This window comes from Phormidium sp. FACHB-1136 (assembly GCF_014697375.1).
Taxonomy (GTDB): Bacteria; Cyanobacteriota; Cyanobacteriia; order Phormidesmidales; family Phormidesmidaceae; genus Nodosilinea.
Genome location: NZ_JACJRS010000030.1, coordinates 1 through 15,768, shown reverse-complemented (window position 1 = coordinate 15,768; position 15,768 = coordinate 1). Strand labels below are relative to the sequence as shown.

At 56.0% G+C, this 15,768-nt stretch carries 13 protein-coding genes; 7 read left to right on the top strand and 6 right to left on the bottom strand.

Going from position 1 to position 15,768, the window contains the following annotated elements:
• Positions 1-947: 947 nt before the first annotated feature.
• Positions 948-1,628, bottom strand: a complete 681-nt coding sequence (gene surE, locus H6G62_RS11105; protein ID WP_190495058.1) for a 5'/3'-nucleotidase SurE — start codon at positions 1,626-1,628, stop codon at positions 948-950.
• 291 nt (positions 1,629-1,919) lie between these two features.
• Positions 1,920-2,645 (bottom strand): Bax inhibitor-1 family protein, encoded by a 726-nt coding sequence (locus H6G62_RS11100; protein WP_190495056.1) that lies wholly within the window; start codon positions 2,643-2,645, stop codon positions 1,920-1,922.
• Between the two features lie 326 nt (positions 2,646-2,971).
• On the opposite strand from H6G62_RS11100, the gene H6G62_RS11095 reads away from it, so the two are divergent.
• A complete protein-coding gene (locus H6G62_RS11095) occupies positions 2,972-3,433 on the top strand; it encodes a hypothetical protein (protein ID WP_190495054.1) in 462 nt (153 codons plus the stop codon).
• A gap of 97 nt (positions 3,434-3,530) precedes the next feature.
• On the opposite strand, the gene psaC is transcribed toward H6G62_RS11095, so the two are convergent.
• On the bottom strand, positions 3,531-3,776 hold the full coding sequence (gene psaC / locus H6G62_RS11090) for a photosystem I iron-sulfur center protein PsaC (protein WP_012307203.1): 246 nt from the start codon (positions 3,774-3,776) through the stop codon (positions 3,531-3,533).
• Positions 3,777-4,117: 341 nt separating this feature from the next.
• On the opposite strand from psaC, the gene H6G62_RS11085 reads away from it, so the two are divergent.
• Positions 4,118-4,978, top strand: coding sequence for a methyltransferase domain-containing protein (locus tag H6G62_RS11085; protein WP_190495052.1), 861 nt, complete (start codon positions 4,118-4,120; stop codon positions 4,976-4,978).
• Here the strand turns inward: H6G62_RS11085 and H6G62_RS11080 are convergent.
• Both H6G62_RS11080 and H6G62_RS11075 read right to left on the bottom strand, forming a co-directional pair.
• Positions 4,975-5,649 (bottom strand): protein-L-isoaspartate(D-aspartate) O-methyltransferase, encoded by a 675-nt coding sequence (locus H6G62_RS11080; protein ID WP_190495050.1) that lies wholly within the window; start codon positions 5,647-5,649, stop codon positions 4,975-4,977. The genes H6G62_RS11085 and H6G62_RS11080 overlap by 4 nt on opposite strands.
• A gap of 375 nt (positions 5,650-6,024) precedes the next feature.
• Positions 6,025-6,969, bottom strand: a complete 945-nt coding sequence (locus tag H6G62_RS11075) for a phosphoribulokinase (RefSeq protein WP_190495048.1) — start codon at positions 6,967-6,969, stop codon at positions 6,025-6,027.
• A 68-nt stretch (positions 6,970-7,037) separates the two neighbouring features.
• Between H6G62_RS11075 and H6G62_RS11070 the strand changes: the two genes are divergently transcribed.
• From H6G62_RS11070 to H6G62_RS11060, 3 genes are all read left to right on the top strand, one after another.
• Complete coding sequence (locus H6G62_RS11070) at positions 7,038-7,811, top strand: SDR family NAD(P)-dependent oxidoreductase (protein ID WP_190495047.1); 774 nt, start codon at positions 7,038-7,040, stop codon at positions 7,809-7,811.
• 478 nt (positions 7,812-8,289) lie between these two features.
• Complete coding sequence (locus H6G62_RS11065) at positions 8,290-9,555, top strand: FAD-dependent hydroxylase (RefSeq protein ID WP_190495044.1); 1,266 nt, start codon at positions 8,290-8,292, stop codon at positions 9,553-9,555.
• A gap of 114 nt (positions 9,556-9,669) precedes the next feature.
• A complete protein-coding gene (locus tag H6G62_RS11060; RefSeq protein ID WP_190495043.1) occupies positions 9,670-11,055 on the top strand; it encodes a collagen-like protein in 1,386 nt (461 codons plus the stop codon).
• 52 nt (positions 11,056-11,107) lie between these two features.
• On the opposite strand, the gene queF is transcribed toward H6G62_RS11060, so the two are convergent.
• Positions 11,108-11,548, bottom strand: coding sequence for a preQ(1) synthase (gene queF / locus H6G62_RS11055; RefSeq protein WP_190495041.1), 441 nt, complete (start codon positions 11,546-11,548; stop codon positions 11,108-11,110).
• Positions 11,549-11,713: 165 nt separating this feature from the next.
• Here queF and H6G62_RS11050 point away from each other — a divergent pair, with 165 nt between their 5' ends.
• Both H6G62_RS11050 and H6G62_RS11045 read left to right on the top strand, forming a co-directional pair.
• Positions 11,714-14,335 (top strand): M1 family metallopeptidase, encoded by a 2,622-nt coding sequence (locus H6G62_RS11050; protein ID WP_190495039.1) that lies wholly within the window; start codon positions 11,714-11,716, stop codon positions 14,333-14,335.
• Positions 14,336-14,402: 67 nt separating this feature from the next.
• On the top strand, positions 14,403-15,695 hold the full coding sequence (locus tag H6G62_RS11045; protein WP_190495037.1) for a GTPase: 1,293 nt from the start codon (positions 14,403-14,405) through the stop codon (positions 15,693-15,695).
• Positions 15,696-15,768: the final 73 nt, after the last annotated feature.

Sequence of the window (15,768 nt, the reverse complement as noted above, 5' to 3'; positions counted from 1 at the left end):
GTTTTTTGATGTTGCTGATAGTGCAATTCGGAAGGGGATTTATCTACATCTAACTTGAGCGAGTTAATATATTTGAGCGAGCTACAGCTAGGATTAAAGCGATTTACATAATAAAAGACAAAGGAAAACTCTTTTTCATATTTATTATTGAGATAGCGATGTGCAGATGCAAACATTATCTCTTGATAGTCAGATGCGCCAATCAGTATTTTTTTCGATATACTGTCTACGCTATCTAGAGCTTTATAGACTCTCTTTAAATACTCATTCATCTGAAATGACAGCTTAAGATCGACAGCCTTAAAAGATATAAAAAATATCTGAAAAATACTAGTTTCATCACGATGGCAAGCGATTGTGTAAATCTGATTAACAGCTTGCTGAAAGACTAAATGCTTTGGTTCAATAGTCTCTATTGGATAGACATTGGCTTCTGCATCATATCCAAGCATTCTAAATAATTTGACGATGCCATCAACGGATCGAATCTTGCTAATATCACTTGCTTGTATCGTCGATTTATTTAAATCTTCAGCTAAAGATTTTGAGGTGTCATCTACTAGCAAACCTAGTTCCGAGATGTCATCTATCGACAAAACTAGCATCGATTCATGATCAGACGATAAATCTAGTGAGTCATTCATCTTGTATGCTATGGACATCTAAGTCCAGAGTATTACGGAGATCGTGACCGCAAAATGTACATTCAAAATAGAAGTATTACCAGCTAGAACTTATGGAATTTTCTTGGATACGTTCTTTCTGAAGATGGCTTCTGTGATATGCGGATTCTGCTGTACACCATATAGTCTAATAATAAGTGATACTTTTTAAGTTGACAAACTTTCAAAGCCAATAATAGACACAAAAGTCTCTGTAAATTCACGGATTTTTATTTGGATGCAATCGGTCTATACGCAATCCGTGTTCATCAAAGGTCTGATACTTCAAGGATTAGGAATGTCAGGCGGGAACCACTGGCTGAGGGCGGTGAGGGTGGTGATAGCCGTGAGGTTGTATTGCAAAGGCGTAATCGAAATATAGCCCTCCTGGATGGCTTGGACATCGGTGGAGACGGCGAGAATGGCCTCCCGCTGGTCGGGGGGGTAGGGCAACTGGGCGGCGGGATCTTCCACATCTTCGAGAACTTCTCCAGCCAGCCAGTAGTAGGTTTTGCCCCGTGGGTCAGTGCGTTTGGCGAATTGTTCGTGGTAGCGGCGGATGCCTTGGCGGGTCACTTTTGCGCCCTTGATATCCGCCGATGGTAGGTCGGGCACGTTGACGTTGAGCAGGGTGGCGGGGGGCAGGGGCAGGTGGCTATCGGGGGAAAGCAAGTCTCGCACAAAGGCGGCTGCGAGGTCGAAGTTGCCGCCTTTGTAGCTGGTAAGGCTAACGGCGATGGCGGGCATTCCTTCCATGGCCCCTTCCATGGCGGCGGAGACGGTGCCGGAATAGAGCACGTCTGTGCCCAGGTTGGCCCCGTGGTTAATGCCGGACACCACCACATCCGGCGGAGTGGTCATCAACGCCCCTAGGGCTAACTTCACGCAGTCCGAGGGAGTACCCGAACAGCTCCAAGCCTGCGTCTCGGCAGAACACTGACCGATAGGCGGCCATCCCCTGGGCAATCGACTCCGGTATCCCCACTAACGGCCACATAGTCAGGCCTCACGCTGATGAATCCCTTAATCTTGGATCCGAATCCCATGTATGGCACATTAACCTTCCAAGTCGTGTGCTGAAGTTGCTAATTTTATAGGCTTGGTGTTTAACCAGCTTCATTCAATTGGATTAAAAGAAACCCCAAGATTCTTAGCCTAGTCGCCATGCCATCAGCCTAGCTTGAGGTAGAATCCTGGGATTTTGGTGTTTAGTTGGGTTTGGTTGTGGTGCCGCCCAACCTACAGTTTTGGGTTAGCCTAGTCGCGGTTAATGGCGATCAGCAGGCGCAGGATGAAGATGAACAGGTTGATGTAGGTGAGGTACATCGACAGCGCTGCCGAGAGGTATTGCTCATCTTTGTAGGTGCGGGGCAGGATGAAGAAATCCACCACGGACGCGCCCACAAACACCAACACCCCAAAGGCGGAGATGGCGATATCCAAAAACTGGGGTACGCCGCCGCCGAAGAGGGCAAAGAGGAACTGACCCACCACGGCAATCAGCACGGCAACCACACCCATGCCGATGGTGCGGGTGAGGGCAAAGCCGTCTTCCTCGGAAAGGTTGGAGCCAATTTGTCGAGCAGCGATGAACACCACCCCACAGGCCAAGGCAGCGGAACCAATGCCCATAATGCCCACGCCAGCGGTGCCAAGAGCCAAGGCAATCAGGCCGCTGAGGGTGTAGCCCGTTAGCAGGCTATAGGTGGCCAGTAGGGGCAGGGCGGTGCTGTTCTTTTCCTGGTTGGCAATGTTGCTGGCCACGAAGAACAGAGCGATTTGGGCCACAAAGGCAACCCAGAAGGTGGGCATGAAAATGGCGGGGTTGCTGGCCATCACATTGAGGCCACCAAAGGAACCCAGGGCCGTTAGAACCAGGCCGCCACCGACAAAGGGGAGGGCGTTTTTGATGACGTTGGGGCCAATGAGGGATTGACCTTTTGCCTTTTGAATGGCTTCACGGAAATTGCTGGTGTTACTCAAAGCCGTATCCTCGTACGTCACGATAAGTTAGTTAACCGTGCCTCAGGTCAGGGGAAAAGCTAGCCTCAATGGAGCGACCGTTGCCGTTCTGACCTGGGACGGTGAAAGAAGGTTCAAGATTGCGAGAATGCTCTGTGAGGAGGCACCTCTCGGCTCGAACTGGAGTCATATTGGGTATGGCTACTTAGATTCTAGTCAACTTTGCCGGGAAAGGCGGCTCGCCCTGGGTGGGGGAATCCCCCATGGTTTGCGTGGGTTGCCATTGAGTCTGCATCACCCAAACCTACCCGCAAGGAGTCCCGCAGGGGCACTGGAGGATCACCGCTATGAATTATCGCCTTGGTCTACCTAGTTTGAGCCTTGTGGTTGGCCTTGGTCTTCTACCCAACCTCCCATTCCCCCCCGACCCCCAGCCGATTCAACCCCTAGCCAACCGCGTCATCATCATTCACCGTCCGGCCCCCTGGCCCCATCCTTGGCCCTACCCTGTCCCCGTTCCGACAGAGGAGCGAGTGCGGGTAGAGTTCGACGCCCTAGGCACCGACTGGGGAGCGGTGTATCTGGATGGCCGACTGATTTACCAACCCCACAACTTCAACCGTCAGCACACCGTTCACCTGCGGCCTGGGGGCTATCGGCTAGAGGTAACTGGGGTGGTGCAGTTCGACCTTTGGGCCAGCGGCTATTTGGACATTGGCCGCGATAACTCCCAGATTGTGGTGGTGCGGTTTTCGAGGACGGGTGGGGTATCGGTGTCGGGCAGTCCCTATGTTTGGATTCCCGACTAACACCTTGGGGTTTCCGACCCGCGCAAAAAACCCGCCAACCGAGGCCAGCGGGGAAACGAGAATGCAGAAACTATGATGATGTGCAGCGGGAACAGCCCTAGTAGGCCAAGCCCATGCTGCGGGTGGTTTCGGCACCCAGGTAAACCCGAATGCTGAGGAAGTCGGTGGGGCAAGCGGTTTCGCAACGCTTACAGCCCACGCAGTCTTCAGTCCGGGGGGAGGAGGCGATTTGGCCAGCCTTACAGCCATCCCAGGGAACCATCTCCAGGACGTCTAGGGGGCAGGCACGCACGCACTGGGTGCAGCCGATACAGGTATCGTAGATTTTGACGGAATGGGACATTGAATTTAAAACTCCAATGTTGGGTCACGACTACTGACTTTGACAGCCCTAAGGAGCCCCTTAAAAAGCGGTCAAAAGGGTCTATACAGTAAGGGTTTCCTAATCATGAACCAGTCTATAGCGAGAGTTTTCAGCTCTTATCATTGGCCCTAGCAAACCTTAATGGATCGTAATAAAGCCCCCATAGAGACGCCTCTATAACCCCCGTTCCACGTTCCCAACCCCCGTTTTTCCCGGATCCCACTCCACCCATCGATCCATTTCTTAATAAAGTAATGTAAAACCATCCCCTTTCCGACTCCCGCGTCCCGACTCCCCACTCCCCACTTCCCCTTCCTCCCATGCCCACACCCCTCTCCGACCAAATCCAATCCTTCTACGACGCTTCCTCCGGCCTATGGGAAAGCATCTGGGGCGAACACATGCACCACGGCTACTACGGCCCCACGGGTACGGTGCGCAAGGATCGGCGGCAGGCCCAGATCGACCTCATCGACGAATGTTTGCGCTGGGCGAATGTGACCCAGGCGGCGGAGATTCTGGACTGCGGCTGCGGCATTGGCGGCAGTGCCCTAGAGTTGGCCACCCGGTTCAACGCCAAGGTGACGGGGATTACCCTCAGCCCCGTGCAGGCCAAGCGGGCGGCGGAACGGGCCGAAGCGGCGGGTTTGGCCACAGACAGCGCTCCCTGTGCCCAGTTTCAGGTGGCCAATGCCCTAGAAACGCCCTTTGCCGACGAGAGCTTTGATTTCATTTGGTCGATGGAAAGCGGCGAACACATGCCCAACAAGGCGGGCTTTTTGCAGGAGTGCCACCGTCTCCTGAAGCCGGGGGGCAAGCTGCTGATGGTGACCTGGTGCCATCGCCCTACGGATTCCCTGGCGGGGCCACTCACCGCCGCTGAGCGGGGCCAACTGGACTGGATTTATCGGGTCTACGGCCTGCCCTATGTGCTTTCCTTGCCAGAATACCAAACCCTGACCGAACAGACAGGCTTTCGGCAGGTGCAAACCGCCGACTGGTCTCAGGCGGTGGCCCCCTTTTGGGATGAGGTGATCGCCTCGGCCTTCAGTTGGCAGGCGGTGACAGGGCTGATTCAGGCAGGGCCAGAGACCATTCAGGGTGCCCTTGCCCTGTGGCCCATGCGGCAGGGACTCTACGGCGGGCTGATTCGCTACGGACTGTTGCAGGCGGTACGTTAATTCGCCGCTACAACAGGTTCATCCACCATGGGCACGAAGCGCACGGGGATGGTGTATTCCGTAGACAGGCCCGTCAGGTGACGGGTGAGCACCAACAGGGTTTGGCTAGAGTGCCCCACCGGAACCACGAGCTTGCCCCCCATGGCCAGTTGATCCACCAAGGCGCTGGGGATGCGGGGTGGAGCCGCTGTCACCACAATGGCATCGTAGGGGGCGTGGTCGGCCCAGCCCTCGTAACCGTTGCCCCGTTTGATGTGAACGTTGGAATAGCCCATTTGGCCTAGGGTCTGCTCGGCTCGCTGGGCCAGGGAGGGCAAAATTTCCATAGAATAGACTTCCTGGGCCAGTTGTGCCAGGATAGCCGTCTGATAGCCCGATCCCGTGCCCACCTCCAGCACTGTTCCGTTGGCGGGAATGGAGGCGGCATCGGTCATAAAGGCGACGATGTAGGGCTGGGAAATGGTTTGCCCTTGGCCGAGGGGAAGGGGTTCATCGGCATAGGCTCGGTTAGTATAGTCGGCGGGTACAAAACGATGGCGAGGTACGGTCAGCAGGGCGTTGATCACCCTGGGATCGGTAACGCCACGTCCTACTACCTGTTGATGCACCATTTGCTGACGCTGCTCGGCATACTGCCGTCCGAGGGGGCCGTGGCCTAGGGAAAAAATCATGATCGGCCTCGTGGTGGGGTGGGTGGCGAAAGGGGGAGATGCGGCGGCGTTGACATAGACCATAGCGACCTCTAAGCCCAGACGTGCCAATGAGGAGAGGGTGGCAACCCTGGACTTCCCTTGATCTTAGCGCTTGCCGCTGGGGTGGATTTCCCCATTCACCCCGGTAAGATTACCCCGATCCCAAAAGGGTGTTAAGGCTAGAGGCCCTCTGCCTTACGGTATTGTTTTTTGAGCCTGCAATCTCCTGTATTCCGGATTCATCGAGGTGCACATTAAGATTAGGGGACGAGAAGACCTCGCCCCTGCAAGTGGGTAGATGAGGATCCGAGGTTAGGCGATGTAGTCTGGGTAGGGTTCCCCACTCCCGACTTCCTAGTCGTAGATATTCGCTGCCTTCAGCATGTGGTAGGTGATCAACAACTGGGTTAGCGCCAGGGGATAGCTTTGCAGGGTTTCGCCCGTGGTGCCGATGACTTTGCCGATGTCGGTGTTGCCTTCGATGCTGCAAAAACGGCCCAGGTAGGGAATTTCGCCGCAGAGGGTGCGTTCCAACTCTTGGACGGGTTGCTCGGTGGCGTGGCAGTCAATTTCCAGCACGTCCACGGGTTTGCCCATGTCGCGATCCAGTTCTAGGCGCACGGCATCGCTGAGGGTGCCGCCGTGTTTGGTTTCCAGCAGGTGGCTAAAGTCGGGGTGGGGGATGGTGGGGCGCATCACCAGGCGCACGTTGAGCATCAGTTCGTTGGTGCTTTGTTCGTCGCTGGGGGGATAGAAGGACACTACCACGTCGGCCCATTGGCGCTGGGGGCGAATGTAGGCTTCGGAGTCTTCTTCACGGGCTTTGATTTGCTCGATGACTTCTTCGGGGGTGTAGCCGCGCTTGCGGGTATCGCGCTTGATTTTCCAGTTGGCGCGGAGGTCTTCCGGCGGCGCGAGGTACACCTTGACATCGTAGGCATCGCGGCAGGCGCGGGTGGAGTAGCCCAGCAGCCCTTCCACAATCACAAAGCGGCGCGGTTCGATGTATTCGGGCGCGTCAAATTCGCCGCTGCTGTGGTTGTAGATCGGTTTGAGGATGGGTTGCCCCGTCCGCAACAGGCCCAAGTGCTGCTGGATGATGTCGATGTAGTTGCAGTCGGGGTGGAGGGCGGAGATGCCCATTTCCTTACGCTGCTTGCGGTCGTAGCGGTGGTAGTCGTCCGTGCAGATGGTGGTGACTTGGTCTTCGCCAAGGATTTGGGCAATGCCTCGCGTTAGGGTGGTTTTGCCAGCGGCGCTGTCGCCTACGATGCCAAGAATAATCGGACGGCCTACCATATATTCCTCCAGAGTTGTATAACCAATAGTTAATCATTCCATTGTAGGAACCAACGGGACGCAATCCGATGATTGATTTAGCAAACCAAACGATTTTGGTGACGGGTGGCTCTCGCGGCATTGGCCAAGCCATCGTGGAAACCCTGCATCGGGCCGGAGCCTCGGTGGTGCTGCACTATGGCCAGGGACGCACAGAAGCCGAAGCCATCGCCGCCGCCCTCGGTTCTAACGGGACACCCTCTGACCGGGTGCATTTGGTTCAAGCGGATTTATCCCAACCCAGGGCAGCAAGGGATTTGTGGGTAAAAGCGCTGTCTTGGCATGGGTCAATCGCGACGGTAGTAAACAATGCCGCCACCATGCCCGCCGCTCCTGTCGAGGGAGATTGGGATACCTGGGCTAACGCTTGGCAGCAAACCCTTCAGGTCAACCTGATCGCCGTAGCGGATTTGTGCCGAGAAGCTGTCCTCCATTTCCAAAACCAGGGCGGCGGAACGTTGATTAACCTCGCCAGCCGCGCCGCCTTTCGGGGAGATGGCCCAGAATTCACGCCCTACGCTGCTTCCAAAGGAGGCATCATCAGCCTTACCCGCACCTTGGCACGGGGATTCGCTAAGGACGGTATCTTGGCCTACGCCATTGCCCCCGGCTTCGTCCGCACCGACCGCATCGAGGAAGTGATGGCCGAACGCGGAGCCGATTATGTCACCCGCGACATTCCCATGGGTGCCCCCGCCGACCCCCAGGACATCGCCAATCTGGTCGCCTTCCTCGCCGCTGGCCTCGCCCCCCACGCCACCGGAGCCACCTTTGATGTCAATGGAGCGTCCTATTTCCACTAATCCGCCCACAAGATCCCAGGGTTCTTCCATCGGTCTGCCCAGCACCTCGGTGAATTTCAAACCAGAACCCTGGGATCTGGAACCCCACCTACCTAGATCCCAGGGTTCTTCCATCGGTCTGCCCAGCACCTCGGTGAATTTCAAACCAGAACCCTGGGATCTGGAACCCCACCTACCTAGATCCCAGGGTTCTTCCATCGGTCTGCCCAGCACCTCGGTAAATTTCAAACCAGAACCCTGGGATCTGGAACCCCACCTACCTAGATCCCAGGGTTCTGACCTGGGGGACTCAAAGATGCTGAGTAATGGGCAGAAGAACCCTGGGATCTTACGCTGACTAACCTTGCTTTTGCCCAAACCTCCACGCCACAATTAGATAAGCTCCAAGTTTCCATTCCCCTGACTTTGGTGCATCGTTTCACGGATGCACCCTACGTTCGCTCAATTCCCGACTCCCGATTCCCGACTCCCAATTCCCATGACCACAACCTATCCTGCTCCAATGCCTGCTTCCCCATCCTCCCTTCCCCCGCTTTCGGTGGATATCGCCATCGTCGGCGGCGGCCTTGTGGGGCTAACCCTGGCGGCGGCGTTGCGGCCCTCTGGCTTGCGGGTGGCGGTGATTGAAGCCCAAACCCCGGAGGGGGCGGCTTCTCGGCAGCGGGCCTATGCCTTTTCGCCCACCTCGGCAGATATCATGAAGGGCCTGGGATTGTGGCCGCAGGTGGGGCCGAAAATTTGCCACTTTCAGCAGGTGCGGCTGTCCGATGGCGATCATCCCGAAGTTGTGAAGTTCTCGCCCCAGGATTTGGGGGATGAATCGGTGTTCTACGGGGCCGAGCATGGGGTGTTGATGGAGGCGCTGCAAGGGGCAGTGCAGGCAGCGGCGAATATCCATTACCTCAGTGAGTCCACCCTCACCGTCACCGAGCGCCACGGGGAACGGGTGGTGGGCACGTTGACGACACCGGAGGGCACCCGCACGTTGGATGCCGCCCTCGTTGTTGCCGCCGATGGCAAACAGTCGCCCCTGCGGCGGCAGGCCAACATCGATGCCTTTGGCTGGCAGTATTGGCAATCCTGCATCACCACGGTTTTGGAACCCGAAGGCGACCATCAATCCACCGCCTACGAGCGCTTTTGGCCCAGCGGCCCCTTCGCCATTTTGCCCCTGCCCGGTGGTCGCTGCCAGGTGGTGTGGACTTCTCCCCACGAAGAGGCCCAGGCCATCCTCAACCTGCCCGAAGCCGAATTTATGGCCGAACTCGAACGCCGCTACGGCTCCCAAATGGGCAAGCTAAAACGCCTCACCCCACCCGCCCTGTTCCCGGTGCAGTTGATGCAGTGCGACCGCTATATCCAGCCTCGCCTTGCCCTAGTCGGCGATGCTGCCCACAGTTGCCACCCCGTCGGTGGCCAAGGATTGAACATGGGGCTGCGGGATGCAGCGGCTCTCGCAGAAGTCCTCACCGCCGCCCACCACAAGGGTCAAGACCTCGGTGCCGTCACCGTGCTGCGCCGCTACGAACGCTGGCGACGGTGGGAAAACTGGGTCATCCTCAGCTTCACCGACACCCTCACCCGCAGCTTTTCTAACCAAATTGCTCCCATCGTGGCCTTGCGCCGCACCGGGTTATGGGTCCTCACCCACGTTTCTCCCCTGCGCCACCTGGCCCTACGATTGATGACCGGACGCCTAGGCCGCGTGCCCAAACTGGCCCTAGCAGGTCGCCGCCAGAGCTAGCCAGACCCAGGGAACCCTCTACAGAAATTTTCTGGCACAGGCTTTCGTTTTTGTGGGAGCCGATTGGCTAGCATAGGGCTGCTTATTTTTGCGGATATTCCCGGAGGGTTCCCTGTGAAACGGGCGTTTGCACTGGCTTTGCCGATGGTGTTGGTCGGTGGGGTGGTGGCCTTACCCCTACCTAGCTTGAAGGGTTGTTCGATGGCGGCTTGGGCGAACCAAACCCGCCTCTTTGGCCACAGTGGCGAGGCGGGGCGGGATGGCCGACCGGGGCAGGATGGACGGTCAGGCGTCGCGGCCAATACCATTGCCGATGGCAACCCGGCCAGTTTTGTGTTGTCTGGAGAATCGGGTGGGCCAGGGGAAGATGGGGAGGCGGGTTATCGGCCCCGCTGCGCCGACCAGCCTAGGGATGTGGCCCACCATTTGCAAGCGGCCCATGGCGGTAATGGGGGCAACGGGGGCCAGGGTGGGCAGGGCGGCAATGGGGGCGACTTAACTGTTTACTATCGCGATCTGGCTCAGCTTCAGCGCCTTTCGGTGACGGCGGTGGGGGGCCAGGGTGGTCGGGGTGGTCGGGGTGGGCAGGGTACCCTAGGCTGTCGTTGCCCGGTGCGCCAGTGGGAGCAACAAACCTGTACGGGCACACCGGGGCAGAGTAACTACCGTTGCCAAACCCAGCGCTATCGATGTAGTGACGGGCGGACGGGTGCCCAGGGCAACTTCGGGGCCGATGGCCGCACGGGGGAGGATGGACAACTGTGGCTCGTGAACCAACTGGATCCGCTCCAGCCGGACAATCCCGCTCAATCGGCGCGGCTGTCGGCCCTGGCGAATCAGTCTTTTCCGCTATCGCGCAACCTGTGGGAGACCCGATCTGGGGCCAATGGGCTGCTGGCTCCTGGGTCACGGGTGCGAGACAGCTACCAGGTGTATACGGGGCGGGTGGCCGGAACGGTGCAGTTAGTTTGGCAAGCCGCCCGTCCGATCAGTGGGTTTGACAGGGAAAGCCTGACCGCCGAGATTCAGGCCGATGGCACCCTAGCCGCCACCTTCTCGGAGGATCTCTGGGCCGACTACAGCACCCAGCGCCAGGGTGATGTGATGACCCTCACCATTCACCGAGCCGTGCGTCGCCAAGACGCGACCCGGCTAGCCTGGGGCGGCACCCAGGGCCAAGGCCCTAATCTGCGGGTCATTGTGCTGGACTTGGGCAACGAATCCGCCTTTGTGGATACCCAGTTTCGGGTCACCCTTCGCACCACCACCGACGATCTCCGGGAGAGCCGCAACCCTCGCTATACCACCGCCTACGAAGCCATATTGCCGACGGAACAGGTAGCCCTTAACAACAACCGCTTTGAACTCGCCCTCGGTCAACTGCCCATCGATGCCCGCGCCCTGCGCCCCGGCACCTATGCCCAGCTAGAGATCACCGCCTTACGTTCCCTGGGTAGCCACTCCGCCGAACAAACCCTCACTTGGCAAGGCCAAATCTAGGTCGGTTACATCCACAAAGCCCTGTGCCATGGGGGATGCCGCTGACTTGCCCCTAAAGCGGATTGGCCTGGTAAGGATCAAAGTCGTTGCAGTCGCCTTTTTTGACGGTAATCACGGTTTTGACCCCGCCCCGACGGGTAAAGTCGCCAATCACACGGATACCGTGGGGGGCCAGTTCCTCCCAAAGGCGGTCTAGGATGGCGTTGGTCACAGCTTCGTGGCTGATGCGTTCGTTGCGAAAGGAATTGACGAACAGCTTAAAGGCTTTGAGTTCCACCACCCATTCCCCCGGACAATAGTCCACCACGATGGTGCCAAAGTCGGGGTAGCCGGAGCGGGGGCAGAGGGCGGTAAATTCGGGGTGCTCTAGGTGGATGGTATAGCGATTTTGACTGGGGCTAGGCCATTTCTCCAGCAGAGCCTCGCGGGTTTGGGCAATGGCGCGATCACCGTACTGGTTTGCCAAAGAGAGTCCGTCGGAGGAGGTGAGCATACATCTACAGCCAGGGAAAGACAGGAATTGGCCCTTTGCCATGTTAACCCATCCCCTGAACACGGGGTAAATTGGGAATGAGGTGTAGCCCTACTATGGGTTTTAAGAACCTCCGACCCCCGACCTTTTGGGTCACTTCTCCACCGTTTAAGGCCCCTATTTCCCATGCCCAACGCCCATCGCATCGCCCAAATCGAACTGTTCCAAGATGACAACAACGGCTACAAATCCTTTGAAATGCCGGGGGCCAAACCCCACTACAACCCCGACCGTCCCGGCCAGGTGGAGCACATTTTCTTGGATATCAGCCTCGATTTGGACAACAAAATCTGTGCGGGCACCTGCAAACTTCGCATCAACCCAGTGCGGGATGGGGTAGAAAGTTTGACCCTGGATGCGGTGAATCAGCGGATTGAGTCGGTCAAAATTGGCAGCGCCAAACAAGCCTTTGACTACGATGGCGAACGGTTGCATATTCACCTGAAAAAGCCCACGGTGACGGGGGAAAGCTTTACCCTCACCATTGCCTATCGCCTGGTGCAGCCAGAGCGGGGCATTTACTTCGTCGGGCCAGACCAACATTACCCCGACAAACCCGCCCAGGTGTGGACTCAGGGCGAAGATGAGGACTCCCGCTACTGGTTCCCCTGTTTTGACTATCCGGGGATGCTGTCTACCTCAGAAATTAAGGTGCGGGTTCCGGCGCAGTACCAGGTGGTGTCTAACGGCGAGCTAATTGATACCATCGAAGACGGCGATTATAAGGTCTTCCACTGGCACCAAAAGCAAGTCCATCCCACCTATTTAATGGCCCTGGCGGTGGGTGAATTCGACATCATCCAAGACCAGTGGCAGGATATCCCCGTCACCTACTACGTGGAAAAGGGCCGTAGGGATCAGGGCCAGATCACCATGGGCAAAACCCCTCGGATGATCGAATTTCTCAGCGACAAGTACGGCTACAAATACGCCTTCCCCAAGTACGCCCAGGTTTGCGCCGCCGACTTTATCTTTGGCGGTATGGAAAATACCTCGGTGACGATTCTCACCGACCGCTGCCTGCTCGACGAACGCGCCGCCCTGGATAACCGCAATTCCGAGTCCCTGGTCGTCCACGAACTGGCCCACCAGTGGTTTGGCGACCTGCTGGTGATCAACCACTGGAGCCACGCCTGGGTGAAAGAAGGCATGGCCACCTATTCCGAAGTGATGTGGACGGAGCAGGAATACGGCGCAGACGAAGCCGCCTACTACCGTTTGGGCGAAATGCGGAGCTACCTGAACGAAGACAAAACCCGCTACCGTCGCCCCATGGTGACGCACATCTACCGCGAGGCCATCGAACTCTACGACCGCCACATCTACGAAAAAGGGGCCTGCGTCTACCACATGATCCGCGCCGAGCTGGGCGACCCCCTGTTCTGGAAGGCGATCCAGACCTTTGTCAACCGCCACGCCCACAGCACCGTGGAAACCATCGACTTGCTGCGGGCCATCGACCAAGCCACCGGACGCAACCTGCGGCCCCTGTTCGACCAGTACGTGCTGCGCGGCGGCCACCCCGACTACAAAGTGGCCTATAGCTGGGACGGCGACAGCAAGCTGGCCAAACTCACCATCACCCAAACCCAGGCCAAGGACGGCGACACCAGCAGCACCAGCGGCCTGTTTGACCTACGCATCCCCATCGGTTTTGGCTTTGTCAGCCAGGGCAAAACCCCCAAGGTCGAGGTCAAACCCTTCACCGTGCGCCTCCACGAACGGGAGCAGGCCCTCTTCTTCCCCCTAGAGAAAAAGCCCGACTTCATTAGCTTTGATGTGGGCAACCACACCCTCAAAACCGTGGAGCTAGAGTATCCCCTGCCCGAACTGAAGGCCCAACTCCAGCACGACCCCGACCCTCTCTCCCGCATCGAAGCCGCCATCGCCCTGGCCAAAAAGGGCAACCTAGAAGCCGTCACCGCCCTCGCCACCGCCCTCACCGAGGAACCCTTCTGGGGCGTGCGGGCCGAAGTGGCGGAACAACTCGGCTCCATCAAGCTCGATCAGGCTGTGGAAGGCCTGTTGAAGGGCTTGAAAGACCCCGAAGCCCGCGTCCGCCGTTCTGTAGTCCGCGCCCTGGGCGACATCAAAACCGCCGACAGCTACAAAGCCCTCAAAGCCATTGCCGAAAAAGGCGATGCCAGCTACTACGTGGAGGCCACTGCCATCCACGGCCTTGGTGCGGTGGGAGCCGCCGACCTGGAGGGCAAACCCAAGGAGAAAAAGACCCTCAAACTGCTAGAAAGTATCCTCAAGGAACGCCAGGGCTGGAATGAAACGGTGCGCTCTGGGGCCATCACCGCCCTCAGCCAGTTCAAATCCTCCGAAGAAGCCCTCGACCTGGTGCTGAAATACACCGAACTCGGCACCCCCCAAGCCCTGCGCCTCTACGCCATCCGCGCCCTCGGCCCCATCTCCAAGGGTCAAACCAAACCCACTGTCGAACGCATCCTCGACCGCCTAGAACCCATCGCCAGCGAAACCTTTTTCCTCACCCAGGTTTCCGCCGTGGCCGCCCTAGAAGGGGTGGAAAGCCCCCGCGCCATCCGCATTCTGCAAAACCTGGCAGAACATACCCCCGATGGCCGAGTTCGCCGCCGCGCCCAGGAAGCGGTGCAAAAGGTGCAAAAGGCGATTGGCAAAGACAAAGCCGTGGAACAACTGCGCCAGGAGGTGGATGATCTGAAGAAGGCAAATCAGGAAATGAAGAGTCGGTTGGAGACGTTGGAGGCTAAGGCGAAGTAAGTTAATGGCTCAGTTTGTAGCCGCGATCAGATGTAGTTACCCATTTCATTGTGCGAGGTTATTGAACATGCCAGAGTTCACCCATAAAGACAAACTATACATCGCTGATTTAGCAGAGCCTTATGATATAAAAAAATCTCTGCTAACCATTACTAATTCAAGTGGTGATAAGCTCATCATCGATCCTAAAAACAAATCTGTAGCACATAGATATGGCAATACAGGTGAATCTGTATCTGTGGATTTGACTGCTCCAAAGCACAAAGATTTCTACCAAGGTCTAGTCAAAAATGCTTATGATGTCATTCAGGAATGGATAAAAGATCAGGAAATAGTATTTATCAAAGCAATTGAGGCAGAGTATGAAAATTTAGTTCAAGACTTTGACAAGACCTTGAATATAGCAATAATTGGAAACGTGAGCTGTGGAAAAAGTTCCTTGATAAACGCATTTTTGATGAGAAATCGAAATAACCAAGTTGCTAAGGTTGGCGTTCAAGCAGGAGTAACACAAAAAATACAGGTGTATCGACTAGATGACAAAGTGAGACTGATAGATTCACCCGGCCTAGGAGATATCAGAGCAGAAAATAGTGAAGTAACACGTAAATTCATTGAGAATATTGACGTAGGAATTTTAGTCGTATCTGGTGCTGCCGATGCTTCTCAAAAGATTTTCTTTGATGATCTCAAGAGAAGTTGTGACTCCGTCTTCGTTGTTCTTAGCAAAATAGATGTTTGGGATAAGTTTGAAGGTCAGGCTCTAGAAGATGTCATTAATCAATGGAAGAAGTATTTGAGAGTAGATCGGATATATCCTGTATGTACTTTTGGATATGATCCGCAAATATCTGGCAGAACTCCACTTGATATTCGAGGAGTAGATGAGCTTAGAGAAGATGTAGAACTTTTCTTGGAGAATCGCGGAAAAAAGCTCCTCCTTGCTAGGCACATGAGTCAAAAACGAAAGTATGCCTTAGGTATTATTCTCTCTGCTGTTACTGCTGTGGGAGTACAAGCTGCCCTACCTGGCAAAGCAGTTTGGATTGTTGCCACACAGTCAACAGCTATCATATCTTTATATTATCTGTATAAAGGTAAACGCTTAACTCCAACAGCTGTTTTAGCCTTGCTTCCCGTTTTTGCTGGCGAAGCAGTTGCAACCAACGTATTCTTGTTTTTTGCATCATTTATCCCTCCAACGGGGGTTGTAGAATTGGCTGCTGCTATCACTGCCATGTCAATAACAGGAGCAATGTTAGCTTCTGTTAACTTTGTACTCTCCGATGGACTCGATTTAGATGATAAACAAGCTTTGAAGATTAACTGGACAGTCATAAGTTCTGGACAGGGGTACTAAGTTACTAAGCTTTGGGAGACCTGAGGGGGCAAGGGGTTAAGCTTAGCGGCGATGAATTTAGGCAAAAGTAGAG